The 22,525-nt window shown below is 69.0% G+C and carries 18 protein-coding genes; 14 read left to right on the top strand and 4 right to left on the bottom strand.

All coding sequences use genetic code 11. From position 1 onward, the window contains the following. Positions 1-16 precede the first annotated feature (16 nt). The 11 genes from AC3WR5_RS29970 (at position 17) to AC3WR5_RS29920 (ending at position 11,794) form a co-directional block, all read left to right on the top strand. Positions 17-733 carry a hypothetical protein gene (locus AC3WR5_RS29970; protein ID WP_231013009.1) on the top strand — a complete coding sequence of 239 codons (717 nt, stop codon included), beginning with the start codon at positions 17-19 and terminating at the stop codon, positions 731-733. Continuing rightward, positions 730-1,248 carry a hypothetical protein gene (locus AC3WR5_RS29965; RefSeq protein ID WP_492489234.1) on the top strand — a complete coding sequence of 173 codons (519 nt, stop codon included), beginning with the start codon at positions 730-732 and terminating at the stop codon, positions 1,246-1,248. Before AC3WR5_RS29970 ends, AC3WR5_RS29965 begins: the two co-directional genes overlap by 4 nt. Before the next feature lie 98 nt (positions 1,249-1,346). Then, positions 1,347-3,659 (top strand): type VI secretion system Vgr family protein, encoded by a 2,313-nt coding sequence (locus AC3WR5_RS29960; RefSeq protein ID WP_492489233.1) that lies wholly within the window; start codon positions 1,347-1,349, stop codon positions 3,657-3,659. Positions 3,660-3,674: 15 nt separating this feature from the next. Further along, on the top strand, positions 3,675-4,160 hold the full coding sequence (locus tag AC3WR5_RS29955; protein ID WP_492489231.1) for a DUF6484 domain-containing protein: 486 nt from the start codon (positions 3,675-3,677) through the stop codon (positions 4,158-4,160). Positions 4,161-4,174: 14 nt separating this feature from the next. Beyond that, positions 4,175-5,194 (top strand): DUF2169 family type VI secretion system accessory protein, encoded by a 1,020-nt coding sequence (locus AC3WR5_RS29950; protein WP_492489229.1) that lies wholly within the window; start codon positions 4,175-4,177, stop codon positions 5,192-5,194. Then, complete coding sequence (locus AC3WR5_RS29945; protein WP_492489228.1) at positions 5,191-6,309, top strand: hypothetical protein; 1,119 nt, start codon at positions 5,191-5,193, stop codon at positions 6,307-6,309. The genes AC3WR5_RS29950 and AC3WR5_RS29945 overlap by 4 nt, the downstream gene beginning before the upstream one ends. Beyond that, the gene (locus tag AC3WR5_RS29940) at positions 6,306-7,193 is read left to right on the top strand and encodes a PAAR-like domain-containing protein (RefSeq protein ID WP_492489227.1); all 888 of its coding nucleotides are present in this window, start codon (positions 6,306-6,308) and stop codon (positions 7,191-7,193) included. The genes AC3WR5_RS29945 and AC3WR5_RS29940 overlap by 4 nt, the downstream gene beginning before the upstream one ends. 9 nt (positions 7,194-7,202) lie before the next feature. After that, entirely contained in the window at positions 7,203-7,745 is a 543-nt protein-coding gene (locus AC3WR5_RS29935; RefSeq protein ID WP_492489225.1) for an SMI1/KNR4 family protein, read from the top strand. Between the two features lie 115 nt (positions 7,746-7,860). Further along, positions 7,861-9,819: a protein kinase domain-containing protein gene (locus AC3WR5_RS29930; protein WP_492489223.1), complete on the top strand. Its 1,959-nt coding sequence runs from the start codon at positions 7,861-7,863 to the stop codon at positions 9,817-9,819. Positions 9,820-9,827: 8 nt separating this feature from the next. Further along, complete coding sequence (locus tag AC3WR5_RS29925) at positions 9,828-10,868, top strand: polysaccharide deacetylase family protein (RefSeq protein WP_492489221.1); 1,041 nt, start codon at positions 9,828-9,830, stop codon at positions 10,866-10,868. After that, positions 10,865-11,794 carry a hypothetical protein gene (locus AC3WR5_RS29920; RefSeq protein ID WP_492489219.1) on the top strand — a complete coding sequence of 310 codons (930 nt, stop codon included), beginning with the start codon at positions 10,865-10,867 and terminating at the stop codon, positions 11,792-11,794. Before AC3WR5_RS29925 ends, AC3WR5_RS29920 begins: the two co-directional genes overlap by 4 nt. A 46-nt stretch (positions 11,795-11,840) precedes the next feature. Here the strand turns inward: AC3WR5_RS29920 and AC3WR5_RS29915 are convergent, their stop codons facing one another. Further along, positions 11,841-12,809 carry a LysM peptidoglycan-binding domain-containing protein gene (locus AC3WR5_RS29915; protein ID WP_492489218.1) on the bottom strand — a complete coding sequence of 323 codons (969 nt, stop codon included), beginning with the start codon at positions 12,807-12,809 and terminating at the stop codon, positions 11,841-11,843. Between the two features lie 135 nt (positions 12,810-12,944). Here AC3WR5_RS29915 and AC3WR5_RS29910 point away from each other — a divergent pair, with 135 nt between their 5' ends. The 3 genes from AC3WR5_RS29910 (at position 12,945) to AC3WR5_RS29900 (ending at position 16,703) form a co-directional block, all read left to right on the top strand. Further along, complete coding sequence (locus AC3WR5_RS29910) at positions 12,945-14,231, top strand: TIGR02270 family protein (protein WP_492489217.1); 1,287 nt, start codon at positions 12,945-12,947, stop codon at positions 14,229-14,231. A 63-nt stretch (positions 14,232-14,294) separates the two neighbouring features. Then, a complete protein-coding gene (gene tagH, locus AC3WR5_RS29905) occupies positions 14,295-15,926 on the top strand; it encodes a type VI secretion system-associated FHA domain protein TagH (protein ID WP_492489215.1) in 1,632 nt (543 codons plus the stop codon). A 24-nt stretch (positions 15,927-15,950) separates the two neighbouring features. Beyond that, positions 15,951-16,703 carry a PP2C family protein-serine/threonine phosphatase gene (locus AC3WR5_RS29900; RefSeq protein ID WP_492489214.1) on the top strand — a complete coding sequence of 251 codons (753 nt, stop codon included), beginning with the start codon at positions 15,951-15,953 and terminating at the stop codon, positions 16,701-16,703. Positions 16,704-16,911: 208 nt separating this feature from the next. On the opposite strand, the gene tagF is transcribed toward AC3WR5_RS29900, so the two are convergent. From tagF to AC3WR5_RS29885, 3 genes are read right to left on the bottom strand one after another with little or no spacing between them, the layout of a single operon-like run. After that, positions 16,912-17,616: a type VI secretion system-associated protein TagF gene (gene tagF, locus AC3WR5_RS29895; RefSeq protein ID WP_231013001.1), complete on the bottom strand. Its 705-nt coding sequence runs from the start codon at positions 17,614-17,616 to the stop codon at positions 16,912-16,914. Then, positions 17,616-21,173 (bottom strand): type VI secretion system membrane subunit TssM, encoded by a 3,558-nt coding sequence (tssM, locus tag AC3WR5_RS29890; protein ID WP_492489213.1) that lies wholly within the window; start codon positions 21,171-21,173, stop codon positions 17,616-17,618. Before tssM ends, tagF begins: the two co-directional genes overlap by 1 nt. Beyond that, complete coding sequence (locus AC3WR5_RS29885) at positions 21,170-22,519, bottom strand: DotU family type VI secretion system protein (protein WP_492489212.1); 1,350 nt, start codon at positions 22,517-22,519, stop codon at positions 21,170-21,172. Before AC3WR5_RS29885 ends, tssM begins: the two co-directional genes overlap by 4 nt. Positions 22,520-22,525: the final 6 nt, after the last annotated feature.

The following is a 22,525-nucleotide window of genomic DNA, read 5'->3' as shown; positions in this document are numbered from 1 at the left end:
TGAGCAGAATCCCCTGATGGCAGGCCAGCGCATTCCCGGTGCCACCAGCCCCACGCTGCGCGAGCCGGTGGGCTGGGGTGAGCCGTTCGACCTTCGCTCGGCGCTGCCCGGGCCGACGGGCCTGGTGGCCACCGGCATCGGCGCCGGCCTCGAAGGCTTGCCGGACAAGCGCGGCCAGTCGCCGCGGCCCAGCGTGCAGCCGGTGCGCCGGCCCACACCCGAGGGCGAATGGCGCAGGCTGACGGTCAATGAGCGCGACATGGCGCGCACGCTGTTCGGCAACTCGGTCGACTACAACCGCGTGAAGGTGCACAACGAGGAGTACCTCTGGTTCGGCTTGCAGCCGGACGACACCGCGATGACGCCCAACGGCGAGATGTATTTCAACCCCAAGCGCTTCAAGGAAGACTTCGCGCTCGCCGGCTTCAGCGATTCGCTGTGGTTCATGCACGAGATGGTGCACGTCTGGCAGCATCAGCTGGGCTACCCGGTGATGCTGCGCGGCGCCATCCGCATCGGGCTGGGCTACGACTACACGCTGGATGCGAAGAAGACGCTGGGCGACTACAACATGGAGGCGCAAGGCGACCTGTTGTCCGACTATTGGGCCGTGAAGAACTTCAGCCGCCCGCCCGAGATGCACCAGACCAAACACATCAACGACCGCGCCTTGTTCGAGACCGTGCTGCGCCTGTTCATTGCCAACCCTTCGGACAAGCGCAACCTGCCATGAGGCTCGCCGGGCGCCCATTCGTCGCGTTACTGGCCGGCCTGTTGGTCTCGGCCGGCGGCCTGGCCGCTTCCAGCAAGGGCTCGGTCGAGGTCACGGCCGATGGGGGCTTGCCTTGCTTCGCGTTGTCGCAGCGCGAGCTGGCCGGCCCGATGCGCGTGTGGACGCTCAGCATCAGCCATGGTGAGCGCACCGACTGGCGCTCGCTGCCGCCCGAGGACTGGGGCTTCTCGTTCGGACCGCCCGGCGGCGCGGTCCAGCTTCGGCCGGAGGCCTGCCTGCGCTATGGCGCGCTGCCGCCAGGCGCCACCCAGCGCACCGCCGCCGCGCCGCTGCAGGCCGGCACGCTGTACCGCGTCGAACTCGGCGCGCAGCCCGAGGCTGGTGCCGATGGCACCGTGGCCTACGAGGCCCGGTTCTGCGTCAAGCCTGGCAAGGCCAGTGGCAGTGCGGTCCAGCCTGTGCTGTGGGACGAAGCCGCCCGGCGCTGGCGCACCGAGGACTGCGCTGCGCCTTGAAGGCAGCCGATGACTGAAGTGGCCGGGGTGACTTTGGTCGCTTTCGCGTGCGAAGCGGCCTGCGTACCGTAGGACCTCACTCGCGCCTGCGCCGCTTCATGCCGTCTGCCTCGATCACGCTCAGCTCCCCGCTGCCCCCTGACGACCTGCTCTTCGAATCGATGTTCGACGGCTGTGGGCTCAGTGTGCTGGGCGAGACGCAGCTGGGCCTGCTCAGCGAGAAGCCCGACATCCTGTCAACCGACCTGCTGGGCAAGACCGTGAGCGTGGCCGTCACGCTGCGCGATGGCGGCAAGCGCTACTTCCACGGCCATGTGACCCGCTTCGGCATCGGGCCGCACCGGGGGCGTTACCACGCCTACCAGGCGACCGTGCGCCCCTGGCTGTGGTTCCTCACCCGCACCACCGACTGCCGCATCTTCCAGGACCTGACGGTGCCGGACATCGTCAAGAAGGTCTTCGAAGATCACACCGCCATTGCCCATTTCGAGTTCAAGCTCTACCGCAGCTACCGGCCGTGGGTGTACTGCGTGCAGTACCGCGAAACCGACTACAACTTCATTGCCCGCCTGCTGGAGCACGAGGGCATCTACTGGTACTTCGAACACACGGCCACCGAACACAAGCTGGTGCTGGTGGACGCCTATTCCGCGCACGACCCTGCGCCTCACTGCGAGCGCCTGCCATACCACGAGAACACCGACCAGTTGCCGCCCGATGCCGACTACGTGTCGAACTGGTCGTTCAGCTGCGGCGTCAAGACCGGCCAGGCGGCGCTCACCAGCTACGACTTCGAGCGCCCGGCCACCAGCCTCGCGGTGAAGGCCACGCAGCCCCGCGGGCATGACCTCGACAAGCTGGAAGCCTTCGACTACCAGGGCGACTACCTGCAGGTGGCCGATGGCACCCAGTACAACGAAGACCGCCTGACCGAGCTGCAGAGCACCTATGTCAGCATGCGGGGTGCCTCCAATGCCCAAGGTCTCACCACCGGCCATGTGCTGACGCTGGAGAAGCACCCGCGCGAAGACCAGAACATCAAGTACCTGATTTCGGCGATGCGCACCAACGCCGTGGTCGACGGCTACGAGAGCCAGGGCGGCGCGCCCGGCGGCTACCAGTGCACCTTCGACGCCATCCCGGCCGACCAGCAGTTCCGGCCGCCCAGGCAGACGGCCAAGCCCTTTGTGCAAGGCCCGCAGACGGCAGTGGTGGTGGGCCCCTCTGGCGAAGAGATCTACACCGACAAGTACGGCCGGGTGAAAGTGCAGTTCCACTGGGACCGCTATGGCCAGCACAACGAGACCAGCTCGTGCTGGGTGCGTGTGAGCCACCCCTGGGCGGGCAAGAATTTCGGCGTGATGCACGTGCCGCGCATCGGCCAGGAGGTCGTGGTCGACTTCCTCGAAGGCGACCCCGACCAGCCGCTGGTCACCGGCCGCGTCTACAACGCGATGCAGATGCCCCCCTGGGACCTGCCCGCCAATGCCACCCAGTCCGGCATCCTGACCCGCTCCAGCAAGGGCGGCGCCTACGGCACCGCCAACGCCATCCGCTTCGAGGACAAGGCCGGCGCAGAGCAGCTGTGGATCCACGCCGAGAAGAACCAGGACATCGAGGTCGAGAACGACGAGACCCACTGGGTCGGCCACGACCGCACCAAGACCATCGACAACGACGAGACCGTGCATGTGAAGCACGACCGCACCGAGACGGTGGACAACAACGAGACGATCACCATCGGCGTGAACCGGACCGAGAAGGTGGGTAGCAACGAGAAGATCACGATTGGCGCGAATCGCACCGAGAACGTCGGTGCCAACGAGACCATCGGCATCGCCGCCAACCGCAGCGAAACCGTGGGCGGTAACGAAACGATCGCCATCACCGGCAACCGCTCGATCACCGTCAGCGCGAGCGAGACGGCGACGGTGGCACTGCAGCGCACCCACGCCGTGGGCATCAACGAAACCATCGCCATTGGCGCCGCACAGGAAATCGTGATCGGCGCCGCGCAGGTGGTGGCGGTGGGTGCAGCCCAGAGCATTACGGTCGGTTTGACCCAGTCCACCAGTGTGGGTGTCAATCAGAGCAATAACGTGGGCGCGAAGCAGGACACCTCGGTGGGCTCGGACCGGAGTGTGAGCGTGGGCGGTGCGCAGGCCACCACGGTAGGCAAGGGCCGTTCAGTCTCGGTGTCGGACGACGACGCATTGACGGTCGGCAAGAACCTGGTGATCGACGCCGGCGACTCCATCACGATCAAGACTGGCAGCGCCAGCATCGCGATGAAGAAGGACGGAACCATCGTCATCAAGGGCAAGGACATCACGATCGACGGCTCGGGGAAGATCAATGCCAAGGCTTCGAGCGACATCGTGATGAAGGGTTCGAAGATTCTTCAGAACTGAAGGGACCCAGTGAACATGAGTGCGAGAGAACACTTCGATGCATGGGCTGCGGGCGAAATCGCAACGGGGTTGTCCATGCAGATCAGCGAGCTGATCGCGATGACGGATGACGGCATGACGCCATTGGTGACCAATCCATTTGCAACGCCGGGCGAGGAACTTGGCTTGCTCCGAGCCCGCAGCAGCGTCGATCTGCATGCCGAACACATTGGCCGGCAGGTGCTGCTGGTCTTTGAGGGGGGGCACCCCGAAAAACCCATTGTCATTGGCGTGTTGCGCTGCGGTACCGGTTGGTCTTCTGCAGAAGAGCCAGTGCGGGTGCAGGTCGATGCAGATGGCGAACGCATGTTGATTAGCGCGCGGCATCAACTCGTTTTGAGGTGCGGCAAGGCAAGCATCACGTTGACGCGTGCTGGCAAGGTGGTGATCGAGGGTACCTATGTCATCAGCAAGTCTACGGGCTCCAATCGCATCAAGGGTGGCGCCATCGCACTGAACTGACGGCCTCCTTCACCATGTGGGCCGTCATCAACACGACACCGTACGCCGCCGACCGAACCTGGGTGCAGGATCGCGAGGGCAACAAGATCTGGCTGGTCGTCGTGAAGGCAACTTACGTCATCAAGGGAAACGGTGCTATCTGCCTAGCAGATGAGCAGCGACTGGTCTGCCGGATGGCCAGGTACGCCGGGAAAGTGGGCGAAAGCGGTCTGCTGGAGGAGTCCGATCTGCTGGGTGTTAAGCCTGGAACGGACCTGATCGTCAATGGCTGCGCTTGGACGCGGGAAGGGAGTCGCGCCTCTTGGGTCGACGTCCAGCTCGGCGTGGCCGGCACGAGGAAACGATTGAGGGTGTTTGGCGATCGTGTCTGGGAGCGCAGCCTGGTCGGGCTGCCATCAATGTCGGAACCTCGGCCCTTCGCGTCGATGCCCATTTGCTATGAGCGAGCATATGGTGGCTGGGATCGTCAGGCGCGTGATCCGGACGACCATCGGCTGGACATGCGCAACCCTGTGGGGACCGGATTTGCTACCCGCGCAGAGCATTGTTTTGGCCGGCATTTGCCGAACGTGGAAGACCCGAGGCAGCTGATCTCGTCGTGGAAAGACAACCCGACGCCTGCAGGACTGGGCAGCGTCTCCTGCGACTGGACCTCAAGGCGTGTCATGGCGGGCACTTACGACGCCAATTGGCAGGCCACGCGTGCGCCGCTTTGGGCAGCTGATTTCGACGCCCGATACCACCATTGCGCGCCCGTTGACCAGCAATTCCCTCAGCCTCTGCGGGGAGGTGAAGTTGTCGAGCTCGTGAACCTGTCACGTGAAGGCGTCCTGTCGATTCGATTGCCAAGGGTCTACCTCACTTTCGAAACTCGCTTTGGCAGCCGGTACGTGGAACATCGGGCCCAACTGTGCACCGTTCTCATCGAGCCCGACCTGAGTCGATTCACGATGGCTTGGCAGACCTCGATGGCATGCAATAGGCGAGTGGATGAACTCGACGCCACGATCGTCAAGGAAAAGCGCCTGCTATGACCGCCCAGATTCAGCCGCCTCAAGCGGTGCCCATTCCTTGCACGGCCTGGCGGGGGACTCCGGAACGAGAGGTCTGCCTTTGCGCCATCGGCGTGCACACTCCGCTTGGTCTCGATGTTCGCTCGTCCGCCGCGGCCGTCCGTGCCGGGATATCGGCCATCTCGCTGCATCCGAGCTTCGTGGACCGGTTCGGCGAACCCGTCGGCCTGGCCTGCGACGCCTTTCTTGCATGCGACCTGCCACTGGTCGAGCGGCTGGGGCGGATGCTAGCGTCGGCCTTGGATCAGGTGTGTCCCGTGCCCTGGCGTTCGACGATGCCCGTCGATCTATGGCTCGGCCTGCCAGAGCCCAGGCCTGGTATGACCGGGTCTGTCGCGGGAGACATGCGGAGTCGTGCCTGGCACTGGGCAAGCGCTCGCCTCCCGGTGTCCTCGATTCACGCACTGCCCACGGGGCATGCTGCCGGGCTGATGGCGCTCCAAGCTGCAGCGGGCCGGATCAGCAGTGGTGCCAGCGAGTGTTGTCTGGTCGCGGCTGTCGATTCGTACCACGATGGCGAGACCCTCAGCTGGCTCGACGAGCGTGGCCGCCTGATGTCCAGCGCCAACCGCAACGGTTTTCCGCCCGGCGAGGCCGCCGGAGCATGCCTGCTGGTCAGTCGCAGCGCCGCGACACAGTTGGGCTTGCCCATCCTCGGCAGGCTGGTTGCAGCCGCCACAGCGACCGAGCCCGTGCCACTTGACAGCGAAGAAGTGTGTGTGGGGCTGGGGTTGTCAACTGTGGTCGCACGTCTGGCCGAAGCATTGAGCCTGCCCCAATCGCCAATCACGGCCACCTACTGCGACTTGAATGGGGAACGGCATCGCAACGAGGAGTTCGGATACACCTTGCTGCGCCATCAGCTCGCATTCGTCGACGCACACGACTACCTTTGCCCGGCCGACTGTTGGGGCGATGTCGGGGCCGCCTCGGGCCTGCTCTACGCTGCGCTGGCGGCAGCGTCCGCGCAGCGCGGCGACCGGCGCGCTGGGTTGCCAATCCTGTGGGCGGGTTCGGACGGTGGCCTGCGGTCGGCAGCGCTGTTGTCATTGCACTCGGCGGTTTCCTCACCATGATCAGCGTGGGCGTCAATCCTCCCAAGACCCCGGTCACGGAGGGCAGCATGGACATGGCACCGGCCACGCTACCGAACGTCTGCAAGATGCCAGGGCCGCCAGCTCCTTTCGTTCCCACCCCACTGCCCAACCTCGGTCGTTCGGAAGACCGGCTCACGGACGCCACCACGACCGTCAAGATCGAAGGGAAGAAAGTCGCGATCAAGGGGGCCTACTACATGAGCCAGCCGTCGCCTGACGTGGCAAGCCAGGGAACAGGTGGCGGCATCGTTTCGTCCAAGACCCAGGGGAAGACCGAATTCGTCGCCCCGGGTTCAATGAATGTCAAGGCCGAGGGCAAGAACATCCAGTTGCTCGGGGATGCCATGACCAACAACGGTGGCAGCCCGTCGAACTCCGGCACGATGCCGGGCAATCAGCAACCACCGAGTGGCTTGGGCATCATCGTGCTGGAGTGCGATCCCACCTGGACCGATTGTCAGAAGAAGCAGATGAAAGCAAAGGCGGCGAAGATGGACGCTGCGGCAAAGCAGCGTGGCAACCTTCAATCCCGGTCCACGGCGGGGCGACTGCGCAAGAACGCCAACGGCTGGGCGGCGAAGTTTGCGAGGGACTGGAACAAGCCGAGTCCCAGCGGTTGGCCGCCAGCGTCCAACCCGTCCACTCAAACGAGTCATTTCTACGATGCTTGCGCGCAGACCGCGAACCCTCTTGCGGCTGGCATGGAGGCCGACCATGCGTTGGAGGTCCAGTTGGGCGGGCGTGTGGCAGGGCCTTTCCTGTGGCTGGACGGCGCGGTCAATGGGGCATCCGGTCGGCAGATCAAGGCCGCTCGCCAGCGAGGCACCACCAACCCCACCGGTTTCACCACCAAGAATTGCTGAGGAGCTGCAATGGATCCGCAGATGGTCGCTCGCCTGAGGCGGGCTGTGGACGACGGCATGACCGCCCGATCGCGCTACTACGCTGCGATTGACCTGCCCGACGGGCAGCAGTTGGGTGGACCGGCGCCAGCGTCGTTGATCGAGCAACTGGAGACCAAGTTCGGGAAGCCTTTGCCACCTTCTTACCGGGCGTTCCTGTCGTTCCACAACGGCTGGCAAATGGTGGACGGCATGACGGCGCTCCTGTCGGTCGAGGAGATGCTCGCCGGCGCCAAGGCTGCCAAGATCAAGCGCTGGCAGCGCGATGTGGGCCGCGATGGCGACGCAACGGCCGCCAATGGTCTGGTGATCGGCTGGTCGGACATCAATCCGATGCGCCTGATCCTGGATCCTTTAGACGTTGATCCAGATGGCGAGTGGCGTCTTGTGCAGCACTACAAGGACGAAGAAGCGGACTACCCCAGCTTTCTGGAATGGCTGGAGGAGTCGATCTCGGACTACGAGGCACTGGCGGACGATCCGGAAGGGGCTGGGGAAGACTCGGATCCATGAGGGCACGCCGGGGGCTGATATAGGCCAAACGAGGGTGACGGCGAGGCACCGCCCACCTCCTGCACCATGACTTTCGGACATTGCGCCCGCATCCCATCCGCGGAACCATGTCCGCATGTCTTCCGCTCCTCGCCATGACGATCAGGTCGGGCGTTCGCCTGGTTTGCCGGACGACGATTCGGCCACTGTCGACCCCGATGCCACCCGCATCGCGCCCGCTGCCGCGTCCTTGGCCCAGTTGCCCGAGCACACCGCAGCCAACAGCAAGTCCGTCGGCCGCAATACGGTTTATCCGCAGACCCAGCGTCTGTCCAGCGATACAGCGTCGCCGGCGCCCGTCACCGGCACCCTGCCAGGCGGTCGCATCGCACCCGGCAATGAGGCACCTGTCCGCCAGGTCGGTCGCTACGAGATCTCGGAGCGCCTGGGCCGTGGCGGCATGGCCAGCGTGTTCCGGGCGCATGACCCGGGCATCGCGCGGGATGTGGCGATCAAGTTCCTGCATGCGTCCTTGTGCGAGGACGAGGAGTACCGGGCGCGGTTCCTGAGGGAGGCGCGGGCTTCGGGGGGCTTGTCGCATCCGAACATCGTCACCGTGCACGATGTGGGCGAGATTGACGGGCGGCCTTACATGGCGATGGAGCTGCTGGACGGCGAGTCGCTGGCGGAGGTGCTGGCGCCGGGGCAGCCGCTGCCGGTGCGTGACGTGGTGATCATGGGCATGCAGCTGGCGCGGGCGCTGGACTATGCGCACAAGCGCGGCATCGTGCACCGCGACATCAAGCCAGGCAACATCGCCCGCGTGCGCAACACGCTGGACATCAAGGTGATGGACTTCGGCATTGCGCACATGGAGTCGACCAAGGGCGAGCAGCGCACCCGCGTGGGCGACGTGCTGGGCACGCCGCAGTACATGGCGCCCGAGCAGATGCAGGGCGAGAAGATCGATGGCCGCTCGGACCTGTTTTCGGCCGGCATCGTGCTCTACCAGATGCTCACCGGCCAGCGCCCCTTCCAGGGCGACAGCGTGGTCAACCTGGCGCTGAAGATCGCCAAGGAAGACCCGACGCCGATGGCCAAGCTGCGGCCCGGCCTGCCGGCCTCGCTGCGCCGGGTGGTGGACCGTTGCATGGCCAAGGCACCCGAGCATCGCTTCCAGACCGGCGCCGAATTGGCCGAGGCGCTGGGCCGGGTGCTGGCCGAGATCGACGAGGAAGCCGGTGCGGCGAACCGGCCGCGCATCGTGCCGCTGCGTGTGAAGTGGGCCGGCATGATGGCGCTGATCGTCGCGGTGGTGATGGCGCTCAGCGCCTCGCTGATCATCCAGCGCCAGTACGCCGCGATGATGGCGCAGGTGGCCGACTACGGCGCGGCGCTGGCGCGTTTCATCGCGGCGCAGAACGCGGTGGCGGCGCTCAGCGAGGATTGGGTGGCGGTGGACGTGTCGCTGCAGGAGGTGATGAAGACGCGCGACTTCCAGAGCGTGACCGTGGCCGACCGCGGCGGCGTGGTGCGCGCCTCCAGCCAGCCGGGCTTGCAGAACCTGCCTTACCAGCCGCCACCAGGCGAGTCGCTGGGCGAGCGTGGCGGCGTGAAGCTCTCGCGTTACCTGGCCGGCGGTGAGCCGGTGCTGGGTTTCGAATCCACCATCACCTTCCAGGGCAAGCCGGTGGGCCGGGTGGCGCTGGGGCTGCCGGAGCGGCCGCTGGAGCGCGTGGCACGGCTCTCGATCACGCTGATGATCGGGCTGGCGGTGGTCACGGTGCTGGCGGTGGCGGTGGCGATGTTCTTCGTGGCCAACTGGTTCGCGCGGCCGATCAAGCTGATGACCGAGGCGTTGGGCGAAATCTCGCGCGGCCGCTACGACTTCCGCATCCGCGAGCAGCGCAAGGACGAGTTCGGCCTGCTGTACGCCACCTTCGACCAGATGGCCCAGGCGCTGCAGGATCGGCACGCACCTGCAGCGGCAACGACGCTGGCGGCCGCCGAAGAAGTGGTCTCCGCCGAGGAGAAAAAACAGGCGGCCGACGCGGGCGGTTCGCCCACCGGCGCCACGGCGGACCTGCCGCTCTGAGCCTCGCGATGAACACCGTGGTGGCATGGCGCTGCAAGGCGCTCCTGGCAATGGCCTTTGTTCTGGCGAGCTGCACTTCGACGCCGCCCGCGCTGCAGAACCCTCCGCAAGTGGCGACCGAGCCAACGGCTGCGACCGGCGTGGTCGCGCGCAGCGAGCGCCTGCTGGTCTACCTGCCGGCGCCGGGCGACAGCCTGCGCAGCATCGCGGGCCGGTTGCTGGGCGACGAGGGGCGCGACTGGCAGATTGCCGAGGCCAACGCCGGCCTGGCCAAGCCCGAACCGGGCCGGCCGCTGGTGGTGCCGCTGCAGCCGCTGAACCCGCTGGGCGTGCATGCCGACAGCTACCAGACGGTGCCGGTGCTCTGTTACCACCGGCTGGGCACCGGGGGCGGCAAGATGAACGTCTCGCCGGCCCGCTTTGCCGCGCAGATGGAATGGCTGGTGCGCAACGACTACCGGGTGATCCGCCTGGGCCAGTTGGCCGACTACCTGGCGGGCCGCGAGGCGCTGCCGCCTCGCTCGGTGGTCATCACCTTCGACGATGGGTATGAGTCGACCTACCGCCATGCCTATCCGGTGCTGCGCCGGCTGGGGTTGCCGGCCACGCTGTTCGTCTACACCGACTGGATCGGGGCCGGCGAGGCGCTGAGCTGGGGCCAGCTGCAGGAGATGGCGTCTTCCGGCTTGGTGGACGTGCAGGCACATTCCAAGAGCCACCGCAACCTGATCGAGCGCACGGCTGGCGAGGCCGACGAGCGCTACCGGCAGAACCTGGACCTGGAGATTCGCGGCCCGCGCGAGCTGCTGGAAAAACGCCTGCCGGTGCAGGTGCAGCACTACGCGTACCCGTATGGCGATTCCAACGACCTGGTGCTGGACCTGCTGGCCCGCCAGCGCTACAGCCTGGCCGTGACGGTGAACCCCGGCGGCAACGCCTTCTTCGCGCAGCCGCTGATGCTGCGCCGGACCATGATCTTCGGCGACCACGACCTGGAAGCCTTCAAGGCCAGGCTGCAGACCAGTCGCCGCTTCGGGCCGGTGCCATGAGGTGCACCAGCGCTGGGTTTGCCGTGCTGCTGTTGCTGGCGGGTTGCGTCGGCACGCCGCCTGCAGTGCCGCCCGCGGAAGGCGGCGGCATCGCGGTCTTGCCGGACGCGCTGACCGTCTTCGAGTCGGCGCAGCGGCAACGCGCACAGGAGCTCGAGCGCAAGGAACAACTGGCCGACGCGGCCTGGGCCTGGGAAGTGCTGGCCACGCTGCGGCCGGGTGAAGCGGAGTACCGCGAGCGCGTTGCCGCGCTGCGCCGACGCATCGACACTGCGGTCGCCGAGCGGCTGCAGCGCGGCCAGCAGGCCCAGAAGCGGGGCGACCTGGAGGCCGCGAGCACGCAGTACCTGGCCGCGCTTGCATTGCAGCCGCAACCCGTCCAAGCGGCCCAAGCGGCCGACGCACTGCGTGCCATCGAGCGCGAGCGCAACCGCCGCAACTTCCTGGGCCAGCCCTCGCGCATCACCATCGCGCGGCGCAATCCGGCCGAGTTTCTCCAACCCGTGACGCCGGCCGCACCCGGCCGTGCGGACAACGCAGCACCGGACCGCAACGAGCTGGAACACATCACGATGCTGGCCGCGCAAGGCGAGCTGGACGAAGCGCTGGCGCTGGCCGAGCAACGTGTGGCGGCCGACAGGCGCGACGCCGCGGCGCGCCAGCTGCTGGCCGACCTGTATGTGCAGAAGGCCGAGCAACTGGCCGCACGAGAGCAGAAGCCCGAGGCCATTGCCTGGCTGCAGAAAAGCCTGAAGTTGCCGGGCAACCACGCGCGGGCCACGGCGCTGATGAAACAGCTCAAGCCAGCCGCGCCGGTGGCGGCCGGTGCCGTGCCGGCCAAGGCTGCGGATGCCGCCCGCTCCGCGGGCACCGCGGTTGGCACGGCCATCAGTTCGCCACCTGACGCTGCGCCGGTGGACCGCTGACGCAACCGACGCGCTCCCGCGCCCCGGCTGCAAGCCTCGCTTCAGCTCATTTCAGCTGATCGACCTTCAGCTTCAGCTGCACGGCTTTCTGGCGTTCCAGCTTGGCCAGCTCGTTGTTCGGGTCCAGCGCCAGCACGCTGTCCCAGCTGCGGATCGCACCGGCCAGGTCCTGCTTGGCAAAGGCCGTGCGTGCGGCCTGGGTGTTCTTGTCGACCAGGCGCTTGCGCACCGCTTCGGCCTTGGCCGTGGCGCCGGGTTGGTCCAGAGAAGCGGCGCGGCGGTATTCGTTCAGCGCCTGCTCCAGCTTGCCGGCGCGCTCGGCGGCCTCGCCGTTGCGCAGCGCGCGTTCGCCGGGCGAGGGTTCGGGCGGCGGGGCGGGGGCGGCAACCGGCGGTGGCGTGTCGGGCACGGCCGGCTTGCCCGCATCGCTGCCCTTGGTGCCTGGCGTGCCGCGGACCGGCTCTTTCGGTTCCAGCGAGCCCGGAGGAGGCGCCTTGCCGGGCACGCGGATCTGCTGGCCGCCGGCCACCTGCCTGGGCACCTTGATGTCGTTGTAGCGGGCCAGGATGTAGAAGGCGTAGATGTCGCCCATGAAGCGCCCGGCAATGCGCGAAAGCGAATCGTTGGGTCGCACGGTGTAGACCCAGGACTCGCGGCCCAGCGTGGCGACCGGGTCGGCGGTGATCTGGCGCATCAGGTTGTTGGCCAGCTTGTTCGCGTAGTCCAGGCCCAGGGCTTTCTGCAACTCGGCCCGCGCGTCGTCCTCGCGGCCGGCTTCCAGCAGGTCCACCGCGGCCAGCGCGATCTTCTGCGCCTGGGCCTGCGCGGCGGGGCCGGCGGGTGGTGGCGGCTCGGGCGGTGGCGGAGGCGGTGGTGCGGGTTGCGAGGCGGCCGAGGCCGCTGGAGCGGGTGCGGTGGCCGCCTGGCCCGCGGGCCGGCCGCCATCGGCGGCACAGGCGGCCAGCAGGGCCAGCAGCGTCAGCGCCGGCAGGGCGCGCGAAGAGGTGTGGAGCATGGGCATGGCGGCAGGCGCTGTGGCGGCCCTGCGTGTCCTCAGGAGACCAATGTGCAGTATGGAAGAAGCGCTGCGACTGCACAGGTGACTTTCGGACCTTGCAGCCACAGGCATGGGACAGGACCATCGGCCGCGATGCAAGCTGCACTTCCTTCCGCCACAGCCGCCGCCCCGCCGCGCCTGCTGCGTCCGCCCATCCCGGCCATCGTGCAGCAGCATGCCGACGACGCAGCCCACCTGCGCCACCTGCGCTCGGTGCTGGTGCGCGCACCGCATGTGAAGCTGCTGCAGCTGCAGCGGCTGGACGACCGCCTCGAAGCCCACCTGGACGGCCTGGCCGTGGCCGGTGCCTACGGCCTGGCGCGGGCACAGGAAGCGCTGGAGCGGCCGGGTTGCGGCGAGGTCTTCGCGGCGCTGGTCTGCGCGCTGCTGCTGCCGGACGAGCCTGCGGTGGATCGCCTGCTGAGCCTGGCGCCGGTGCTGCCGGAGGCCTGGCGCGGCGCGGTCTCGGCGCTGGGCTGGGTGTCACCTGCGCAGTTGCGCGAGCGGGTGCGCGGGCTGCTGGCGTCACCGCAGCCGTGGCGGCAGGCGCTGGGCATCGAAGCCTGCCGGCTGCACCGTGTGGACCCGGGGCCCGCGCTGGCCGCGGCGCTGCAGCAAGACGATGCGTTGCGCCGTGATGCAGCGCTGAGGGCCGCTGGCGAGCTGGGCCGGGTCGACCTGTTGCCTGGAGCGCTGGCCTTGCTGGACTTCGCGCCGGAAGCCGCGCGCGCCGCCTGCCTGCTCGGCGACCGGGCGTCTGCGCTGCGCGCCATCGAGCAGGCCGCTTTTGCCACGCCGGCGGCGCACCCCTTGCGCAGCCTGGCCGTGCAGGCGCTGGACTGGCCACAGGCTCGCGACGCGGTGCGCGCGCTGGCGCATGACCCGCGGGCGGTGCGCCAGCTGGTCCACGGCATCGGCTGGCTGGGCGACGTGCGGCTGGTGCCCTGGCTGATCGAGCGCATGGGCGAGCTGCCGCTGGCGCGCCTGGCCGGGGAGGCCTTCAGCTTCATCACCGGCGCGGACCTGGCGGCGCTGGACCTGGAGCGCAAGCCGCCGGAAGACTTTCAATCCGGCCCGACCGACAACCCCGAGGACGAAGACGTGGCGATGGACGAGGATGACAGCCTGCCATGGCCGGACGCGGACCGCGTGCAGCGCTGGTGGCAGGCCGAGGCGGCACGTTTTCCGGTCGCGCAGCGGGCGTTCGTGGGTGGACCGGTCACGCCGGCGCACTGCCTGCAGGTGCTGCAGGTCGGCACGCAGCGGCAGCGTGCATTGGCGGCGCAGCAGCTGGCGCTGCTGCAGCCCGGCCGGCCGCTGTTCCCGGTGGCCGCGCCGGTGTGGCGGCAGCGCCGGCTGCTGGGCCAGCCCGCACGGTGACTTTCGTTCATTGAAGCGCCCCGGATCAGCCGCGAACATGGCGGGCAAGGAGCACGTTCCACCATGACCCTCACGCTGCGCGCGGTGTCGCTGAACGACCTGCCCCTGACCCAGCCCATCACCGCGCAGTTCGACGCGCAGGGCGGCACCATCGGCCGGTCCGACCACAACACCATGGCGTTGCCGGACCCGGAGCGCCACATCTCGCGCCAGCAAGCCGAGATCCGCAGCAGTGCCGCGGGCTACCTGATCTGCAACGTCGGCAGCGCCAACCCGATCACCGTGCACGGCCAGCCGCTGGCGCAGGGCCAGTCGGCGCCGCTGGCGCACCACGACCGGGTGCGCATCGGCGGCTACCTGCTGGAGGTGATCGATGAATCGCTGGCGCCCGACGCGGGTGCCACGGTGATCCAGCGCTCACCCGACACGCCCACCCGAATGAACGGCCTGAGTCCGGCCACGCCGGTGCACATGGCGAACCACGCGCTGCAGGGCGCGCTGTCCAGCACCAACCCGTTCGCCGACCTGATGGACCGGCAGCAGGCCTCGCCTGCGCCTGCGCCCGCAGCGGCCGTGCCATCGCCTTCACCGGCCAGTGCACGCCTGCCGGATGATTTCGACCCGTTTGCCGCGCCCGTGGCCCAGCCCCCGCCGGCCCCTCGGCCAGGTTTTGGCGCCGACCCTGGCGGCGTCTTCGCGGACCTGATGCCCGACACCGGCCCGCGCTCCATCGACGACCTGCTGGGCCTGCAGCCCGGGGCCAGCAACGACCCGCTGGCCGCCTTCATGGCCGGCGCCGCGCCGGTGCCGCAGGCCGGCGGCAATGCGCCATTGCCGACCGATCCGCTGGCGCTGTTCGGTGGACCTTCGGTGGCCGACATGCAGGCGCCGGTGACCCCGGCACTGCCAGACCACACGCCGGCGCTGCAGACCGTTTTCCAGCCACCGCTGGCGGCCGCACCCCGGGCGCAGCCGGAGCCGGACACGCTGGCGCCGCAGCCGGTGGTGGCGCCTGCCGCGCCGGTGATGAGCGGCACCGGTGGCGACACGGTTGCGCTGTGGCGCGCGTTTTCCGAAGGTGCCGGCATTCGCCTGGACCCGCCGCAGGGGCTGAACCCGGAGCTGATGCGCGTGATCGGCCAGCTGCTGCGCTCGGCCGTGGAAGGCACGCTGCAGATGATGGCGGTGCGCGCCGCGACCAAGCAGGAACTGCGCGCCGAGGTCACGGTGATCCGCTCGCGCGACAACAACCCGCTGAAGTTCTCGCCGGGCGCGCAGTCGGCGCTGGAGCAGTTGCTGCAGCCGCCGGTGCGCGGCTTCCTGCCCGGCCCGGCGGCGATGACCGACGCGATGCGCGACCTGGTCGGCCACACCATCGGCACCATGGCCGGCACGCGCGCCGCGCTCGAGGGCGTGCTGGGCCGCTTCCGGCCCTCGGCGCTGGAGGCCAAGCTGGTCGGCCGCTCGGTGCTGGACAGCGTGCTGCCGCTGGGCCGCAAGGCCAAGCTCTGGGAGCTGTACCTGCAGCACTTCGAGGCCATCCGCGAAGAGGCCCAGGAGGACTTCCACACGCTGTTCGGCAAGGCCTTCCTCGAAGCCTACGAGGACCAGCTGGAACGCCTGGGCGAACTTGCGCGGGACAACGCCCGGTCCGCCGAAAAAGAGGTGTCTCAAGAGAGCGCCCGCGCAAGCTGACGCCGGGCCAGAGAAGTCCAGCCCATGTTGAACATCCGCATGGCCGCCTGCAGCGAGCCGGGCACGCGCAGCAGCAACGAAGACGCGCTGGCGACCGGCGACTGCGGCCCCGGTTGGTTCGCCGTGCTGGCCGACGGGGCGGGCGGCCACCGCCACGGCGCCGAAGCCGCGCGCCGCGCCGTCTACCGCCTGCAGACCTGCCTGGGCGACGCCACGCTGCCTTGGCGCCCTGAGCTGCTGACCGGCGCGGTGCTGGCCGCGCACGACGACGTGCGCCGCGGCCAGGACGGCGAAGGCCTGGCGCGCATGCACACCACGGTGGTGGCGCTGTGCGTGGATGCGCAGCGCGCTGTGGCGCTGTGGACTCACGTCGGCGACTCGCGGCTCTACCGCCTGCGTGATGGCGTGATCGACACCGTGACCCAGGACGACAGCCTGGTGCATTCGCTGCTGCAGGCCGGCCTGCTCACGCCAGACCAGGCCGAGACGCATCCGCACCGCAACCAGTTGCTCGCCGCGCTGGGCATCGAAGACGCGCTGGAGCCGCACACCACGGCGCTGCAGCCCTTGGTGGCGGGGGACGTGTTCCTGCTGTGCAGCGATGGGTGGTGGGGGAGCGTGGGCGATGCGTTGATCCCGGCGACCTTGGGCGAGGCCGCGTCACCGGACGAATGGCTGGCGGCGATGCGGCGAGCCATCGAACAGCGCGGGCTTGCGGACCAGGACAACTTCAGTGCGATTGCGGTGTGGGTGGATGCGGCGGCGGACGGGATTTGAGATTGGTTGCTGGATGCCGCGGCGAGGTGGAGTGAAAACAAATGGGGTCAGAGTCAATTTATCTTGAGATGCCTCAATTCATCGCGACCCATTCCGCCAGATAAATCGACTCTGACCCCATTTGTTTTTGGCACCGTGGGTGGCAGTGCGAGCCGGGAAAGTAGCAGGACGAGATCCTTCGGGCCGTCTGGCGAGTTTCTCAAGCCGCTCAGGTTTGCCCGTCCGCTTTCAGCAGCCCGGCAAAACCGGTCACCGTCGGCAGCCCCGGCCCCCAGCGCAGGTTCGCCGGTGCCGGCGCCGGCAGCGCTGGCGACCACAGCGTGCAGCCCGCCAGGCGTTCCAGCAGTTCGCCCGCGGCCAGCAGCGGTACCGCGTCACGCCAGCTGGACGACGAGGCGGTGAACTGCAGCCACGGGCCTTCGGCGATGGGCGCGGGCGGCGGCATGCCGGCCAACGGCCAAGCAGGCGCGCCGGCCAGGGCCTGCTCGAAGCCATCCACCGACGCACCATCGCCCAGCGTCTGCAGCGCAACCCGGGCGACGACCGTGTACCAGCGCTCCAGGTGATCGAGCGACTGCCGGTCGATCGGCGGGTGCATGCGGGACTGGGTGATGAGCAGCGGGAAGTAGCGGCCGACGTTGTCGCAGCTGGGCATCAGCACGCCGAACCACCAGCGCATGTCGACCACGCCCGGGGCCCAGGCGAAGCGCAGCACGGGCGCGGTGAGGTAGGTGTCCAGCCAGCGGGGCCCGAGTTCGTGCGGCAGTTCGCGCATCAGGCCGGCGAGCCAGGTGTCGCAGTGGCGCACCCAGTGCGGCGGCAGGCGGCGCTGCGCGAAGTCGCCCAGCGAGGCGAGCTTGCCGTACCAGCCGGGTGGGCCTTGGGCCGAGGTTTCGGTTTCGACGGCGGCCATCACAGCCCCGTCGGGCAGTTGAACTCGTTGAGCTCGCGCAGCTTGAAGGGGTTGCGCACGCTGCTGGTGGTGACGTCGAACACGGCCTTGCGGCCGTCGACCTCGAAGGTGGCGCGGAAGCGCTCGGGCGCGTTGCCGGGGTCGATGCGCACGCGGTCGAACATGCGGAACAGTGCCCACGGGCCATCGGTGACCGGGCCGGAGCCGCTGGCGCTGGGCGGGCTCATCTGCACCCGCACCTGCGAGCTGCCGCGCGGGCCCGGCCACTGCACCGACATCGGCAGTTGCGGGCCGTGGGCATAGCGCACGATCTGGCCATCCACGTCGAGGATGAACTGGGTGATGGACGGGTCCATCTCCACCGGCTTGAAGTCCAGCCGCAGCGAGGGCGTGTTGCTGCCGGGAAAGAGGGTTTCGCGGATCGCCGCGGCGCGCTGGAACTGCGGCAACGTGCCGGCGTCGCCGCCCAGCGGCGTGCCTTCCACCGGGCGGAAGCGCCAGGGTCGGCTGCTGGTGTCCACGTAGGGCGCGAGCTTCTGCTGGAACAGCTGGTCGATCTTGCCGCCGGGGGCGAACAGCATCGCGAAGTCGGCCTGCGTCGCGTCGCGCGTGGCATTGCGGTCCAGCGGGTAGCGGCCGGCCACGGCCTGCAGGCAGAACTCGCCCACCTGCGAGCGCACTTCCTGGCCGAGGGTCTGCCGCATCAGGCCTTGCGAGATGCGCGAGCTGCTTTGCGAGAGGTCGTCCAGCATCGCGCGCAGCGGCTGCGGCATGCGGGCAGCCTCGGCCTTGACGCGGTTGGGCACCGGCGAGGGCGGCGGCGCTGCGCCGCCTTGCAGCGCGGTCTCGGCCGAGTTCAGCAGCAGGTTGACCTCGGCGACCAGCGCCAGCGTGTCGTCCAGCGGCGCCTTGCCGCCGCCAGCCGGTGGCGTGACGAGCTGGCGCAGGCCGGCGAAACGGTCGTCGACGATGGCTTCGATGCGCGGGCCGTTGGGGGCAGCGCTGGCATCTCTGTTGCCGAGTGCGATGGCAAGCTTTTCGCGAGCGCCTTGCACCAGGTCGGTCGCGCGTTGCTCCGCGCTCTCCAGCGTGGAGCCACCGCTGGCCAGCGTGGTTTCGCGCGAGATGGCCTTCATCAGCGGCGGCAGCGGGCTGTCCGGGGCAGACAGCAGGCGCGAGCGTTCGACCGACTGGGACAGGCTGCCCATGGGCTGCAGCCGCAGGTCGGCAATGAAGCCTTCCCAGGCCGCCGCGTAGTCGTTCAGGTAGAGCCGGCGCACGTCGTCCACCAGTGGCGCGTTGGCGCGCACCTGGGCCGCCGCGTCCTTGGGCGCGTCGGCCACGCCCAGCACCCAGGGCTGCTCAGCGGCCAGTTCGTCGGCCGCCTTGCCGACCATGGGCTGGAAGCCGCGCAGGTAACCGTCGCGCGAGTACAGGCCGGGCACGCCTTGCGTGAGCGGCGCGCCGCTGGCGCGGGTGAAGACGAGTGCTGCGTTGTTGCCCGCCGCGCGGATCACCGTGAACTCGGGGAAGTCGTTGCCCAGTCCTTGCGCACGCAGCCGGTTGTAGATGCGTTGCGGCAGCGGCAGCGTGGCCAGCTGGGTGCGCGTGGCATCCAGCAGCGGCTTGTCTTCGGCCAGCGGCGAGGCCACGCCGCCCTGGGCCAGCAGCGCGTCCAGGTGACCGCTGAGCTGGCTGCGCTGCTCGGGTGTCAGCTCGCGGCGCGTGGCCTGCCAGTCGCCTTCGAAATGCTGCTTCAGCGCGGGCGGGTCGAAGTGCGTCGGGTCGTGCAGCATCACGTAGGCCTTCAGCGCTTCGTACAGCGTCTCGGGCGTGGCGGCGCCCTGGCGCAGCTGCTCCTCGATGCGCAGTGCCAGCCGCGGCAGCAGCGCGTCGCCCAGCATGCGCTGGTAGGCCGCGCGGGCGGCGCTGTCGAGCTTGCGGCCCTGGAACAGGCCCATGCGCAGCGACCACGGGATCGGGCCTTCGGTGGCGGCCAGCGCGCGCGTGGCCTCCAGCGCGGGCACGATGGGCAGGATGTCGGCGCTGGCGCGGTTGGGCGTGGCCTGCAGCAGCTGGCGCACCTGCTCGGCACGGGCCGAGACCTCGCCCACATAGCGCCGGTTCTGCACGTAGCTCAGGCCCCAGGCGCCCAGCAGGCCGATGCCGAGCACGCCGACCAGCGCGTAGCCGCCCACGGCCAGTGCGGTGCGCTGGCGCTCCCAGCGGCGATTGGTGCCGCCCAGGCCGGCCTCGGCGAACACGACCTCCTGCAGCAGGCGGTTCAGGAAGTAGGCCCGGCCACTGGTCTGGTTGGGCGGGATCAGCGCATGTTCCAGCCGGTAGCTGCGCGCCACCGCGCCCAGCACCCGGTCGATGGGCGTGCCCTCCTGGGTGCCGCTGACGAAATAAACGCCGCGCAGCTGGGCGCGCGTGGCCTCGAAGGAGGAGGGCGCGAATACGCCTTCGACAAACTCCTGCAGCACCTGGCGCAGGCCGGCGAACTGCTCGGGAAAGCCGTAGATGCGGGCGCGGCGCTGCGGGTCGCGCTCCAGCTGCAGGCGGTCGATCAAGCCGTCCAGCAGCCGCTGCTGCAGCGCCTCGAACTCGGGCCCGAAGGCGGCCAGTGGTGCAGTGCTTTCGCGGCCGAAGGTGAAGCCCCAGGGGGCCGCGCGCTGGTCCTTGTCCAGCGTGGCGAAGTAGTCCATGAAGCCGGCCAGCAGGTCGGCCTTGGTGACCAGCAGGTAGATCGGGAAGCGGATGTCCAGGTCCTTGTGCAGCTCCTGCAGCCGGGCGCGCACAGTGGCCGCGTGTTGCGCGCGCTCGCCCGGGCTGCGCGCCAGCAGGTCCGAGACCGACACGGTGACCAGCGCGCCGTTGAGCGGCTGGCGCGGCCGCGAGCGGCGCAGCATCTGCAGGAAGCCGCCCCAGGTGGCGCGGTCGGTGCCGGGGTCGCTGTCCTGCGTGGTGAAGCGGCCTGCGGTGTCGATCAGCACCGCCTGGTCGGTGAACCACCAGTCGCAGTGGCGCGTGCCGCCCACGCCGCGGATGGCCTGCTCGCCCATCTGCTCGGCCAGCGGAAACTTCAGCCCGCTGTGGCGCAGCGCGGTGGTCTTGCCCGAGCCGGGCGCGCCGATGATGAGGTACCACGGCAACTCGTAGAGGTAGCGCCCGCCGAGCTTGCCGGCCCAGCCCTTGAGGCGGCTGCTGCTGCCGAAGCGGGCACGCTGCAGCGTCAGCATGGCCTGGCGGAAACGCTCGCTGACGGCAGCCATGTCCGGGCTCTCGCGCTCGGCAGCCTGGGAGGGCGGCTGCATCAGCTGCTGCACCACGGCGGTGTTGCCACGCCTGGCGCGCCAGCGGCTCCAGGCGACCCAGATCACGACCAGCGCCACCAGCACGCCAATGGTGATCCAGCGCGAGGCTTCGGTTTCCAGCGGCCGCTTTTCGCCAATGGCCACCATCGGCCCGACGATCCAGACCAGCAGCGAGACCGCCAGCAGCAGCACCGCGAGCAGCACCCAGCGGTTGAAGATCCAGCCCAGCACGCGCTTCATTTGACGGCTCCATTGCCGGCCGATGCGGCCTGCGCAGCCGGTTCTGGGTTGCGGGCATTGACCATCAGGCTGATCTCCACGCGCCGGTTCATGGCCTTGTTGGCGGGGCTGTCGTTGGGGACCAGCGGCTCGGCGTCGGCCCGGCCTTCGGCGCGCACGCGCTCGGGCGCAACCTGGTGCGACACCAGCAGCTGGCGCACGGCCTGGGCACGTTCGTCAGACAGGTGCCAGTTGGACGGGAAGCGCGGCGTGCGGATGGGCGAGCTGTCGCTGTGGCCGGTGACCAGCACCGCGCCGGGCATTTGCGCCAGCGCGGCGGCAATGCGCAGCATCAGCGCCTCGCGCTCGGGTGCCAGCGTGGCACTGGCGGGTGGGAAGAGGCCGTCGCCGCGCAGCGTGATGACGCTGCGGTCCACCTCGTCGCGCACGACGACCTGGCCGCTCTTGATGTCCGGCTGCAGGAACTGCGCGAGCCGCGGCTTGGCGGGCGGCGGTGGCGGGGCAACGACGGGCGGCGTGAGCCGCAGCGACTGGATCTGGCCGAACACCGGGTCCGAACGCTCGGCCAATGACAGCGAAAGCGCGAGGTACACGCCGACCAGCAGCAGCGCCATGACCGCCGCGGAGGCGGCCAGCGGCAGCCAGCCCAGGTGGCGGCGCTGCCGGGTGGCCTCGACCTGCCAGTGCTGGGCCAGTGCCGGTGCATGGTCGCCACGCTGGGTCTTGAGGATCTGCGCCAGCCGGTCGCGCACGGCTTCGAGCTGCGCGCGGCCGTTGTCGATCACCCGGTAGCGGCCTTCGAAGCCCAGCGTGAGCACCGCGTAGATCAGCTCCAGCAGGTCGCGGTTGACGTCAGGCTTCTCGGCCAGCCGGGCCATCAACTGGAAGACCTTTTCACCGCCCCAGGTCTCGTTGTGGAACATGGACAGCAGGCTGTGGCTGGCCCACACGCCGGAGCCGCCCCAGGGCGTGTCGGCGGCGGCCTCGTCGATCATGGTGCACAGCACGTAGCGTGTGGCCATCACGCGTTCGGGCGCGATGCCGGCGGCCGCGGCTTGCGCCGCAAAGTCGCGGATGCCCTGGGCCAGCGCGTTGCGCAGCGCAGCAGGGTCGTCCACGCGGCGGGTGGCGCGCAGCTGCGGCACCAGCAGCAGCAGGCGGTTGGCCAGCGTGAGCAGCGGGTTCAGGCCGGGGGCGGTGCTGGCGGCCTCGTCGGCCGTGTCCTGCTGTGCTGGCGCGGCGGGTGAGTTGCGCAGCGCCGCAGCGGCACCGCCGGGGCGCGGCTTGATGAAGGTGCTCTGGTCGTCGAAACCGGCGAAGGGGTCATTCAAGGCGGAGGGGTCCATGGCGGT

It is taken from the genome of Ideonella sp. FW305-24 (assembly GCF_058788035.1).
This window is presented reverse-complemented; position numbering and strand designations above follow the sequence as displayed.

What these genes read in the sequence shown, in the direction of transcription:
- AC3WR5_RS29970 (WP_231013009.1), top strand. Translation starts at nt 17, where the DNA reads ATGGCAGGCCAGCGCATTCCCGGTGCCACCAGCCCCACGCTGCGCGAG.
- AC3WR5_RS29965 (WP_492489234.1), top strand. Translation starts at nt 730, where the DNA reads ATGAGGCTCGCCGGGCGCCCATTCGTCGCGTTACTGGCCGGCCTGTTG.
- AC3WR5_RS29960 (WP_492489233.1), top strand. Translation starts at nt 1,347, where the DNA reads ATGCCGTCTGCCTCGATCACGCTCAGCTCCCCGCTGCCCCCTGACGAC.
- AC3WR5_RS29955 (WP_492489231.1), top strand. Translation starts at nt 3,675, where the DNA reads ATGAGTGCGAGAGAACACTTCGATGCATGGGCTGCGGGCGAAATCGCA.
- AC3WR5_RS29950 (WP_492489229.1), top strand. Translation starts at nt 4,175, where the DNA reads ATGTGGGCCGTCATCAACACGACACCGTACGCCGCCGACCGAACCTGG.
- AC3WR5_RS29945 (WP_492489228.1), top strand. Translation starts at nt 5,191, where the DNA reads ATGACCGCCCAGATTCAGCCGCCTCAAGCGGTGCCCATTCCTTGCACG.
- AC3WR5_RS29940 (WP_492489227.1), top strand. Translation starts at nt 6,306, where the DNA reads ATGATCAGCGTGGGCGTCAATCCTCCCAAGACCCCGGTCACGGAGGGC.
- AC3WR5_RS29935 (WP_492489225.1), top strand. Translation starts at nt 7,203, where the DNA reads ATGGATCCGCAGATGGTCGCTCGCCTGAGGCGGGCTGTGGACGACGGC.
- AC3WR5_RS29930 (WP_492489223.1), top strand. Translation starts at nt 7,861, where the DNA reads ATGTCTTCCGCTCCTCGCCATGACGATCAGGTCGGGCGTTCGCCTGGT.
- AC3WR5_RS29925 (WP_492489221.1), top strand. Translation starts at nt 9,828, where the DNA reads ATGAACACCGTGGTGGCATGGCGCTGCAAGGCGCTCCTGGCAATGGCC.
- AC3WR5_RS29920 (WP_492489219.1), top strand. Translation starts at nt 10,865, where the DNA reads ATGAGGTGCACCAGCGCTGGGTTTGCCGTGCTGCTGTTGCTGGCGGGT.
- AC3WR5_RS29915 (WP_492489218.1), bottom strand. Translation starts at nt 12,809, where the DNA reads ATGCTCCACACCTCTTCGCGCGCCCTGCCGGCGCTGACGCTGCTGGCC.
- AC3WR5_RS29910 (WP_492489217.1), top strand. Translation starts at nt 12,945, where the DNA reads ATGCAAGCTGCACTTCCTTCCGCCACAGCCGCCGCCCCGCCGCGCCTG.
- tagH (WP_492489215.1), top strand. Translation starts at nt 14,295, where the DNA reads ATGACCCTCACGCTGCGCGCGGTGTCGCTGAACGACCTGCCCCTGACC.
- AC3WR5_RS29900 (WP_492489214.1), top strand. Translation starts at nt 15,951, where the DNA reads ATGTTGAACATCCGCATGGCCGCCTGCAGCGAGCCGGGCACGCGCAGC.
- tagF (WP_231013001.1), bottom strand. Translation starts at nt 17,616, where the DNA reads ATGGCCGCCGTCGAAACCGAAACCTCGGCCCAAGGCCCACCCGGCTGG.
- tssM (WP_492489213.1), bottom strand. Translation starts at nt 21,173, where the DNA reads ATGAAGCGCGTGCTGGGCTGGATCTTCAACCGCTGGGTGCTGCTCGCG.
- AC3WR5_RS29885 (WP_492489212.1), bottom strand. Translation starts at nt 22,519, where the DNA reads ATGGACCCCTCCGCCTTGAATGACCCCTTCGCCGGTTTCGACGACCAG.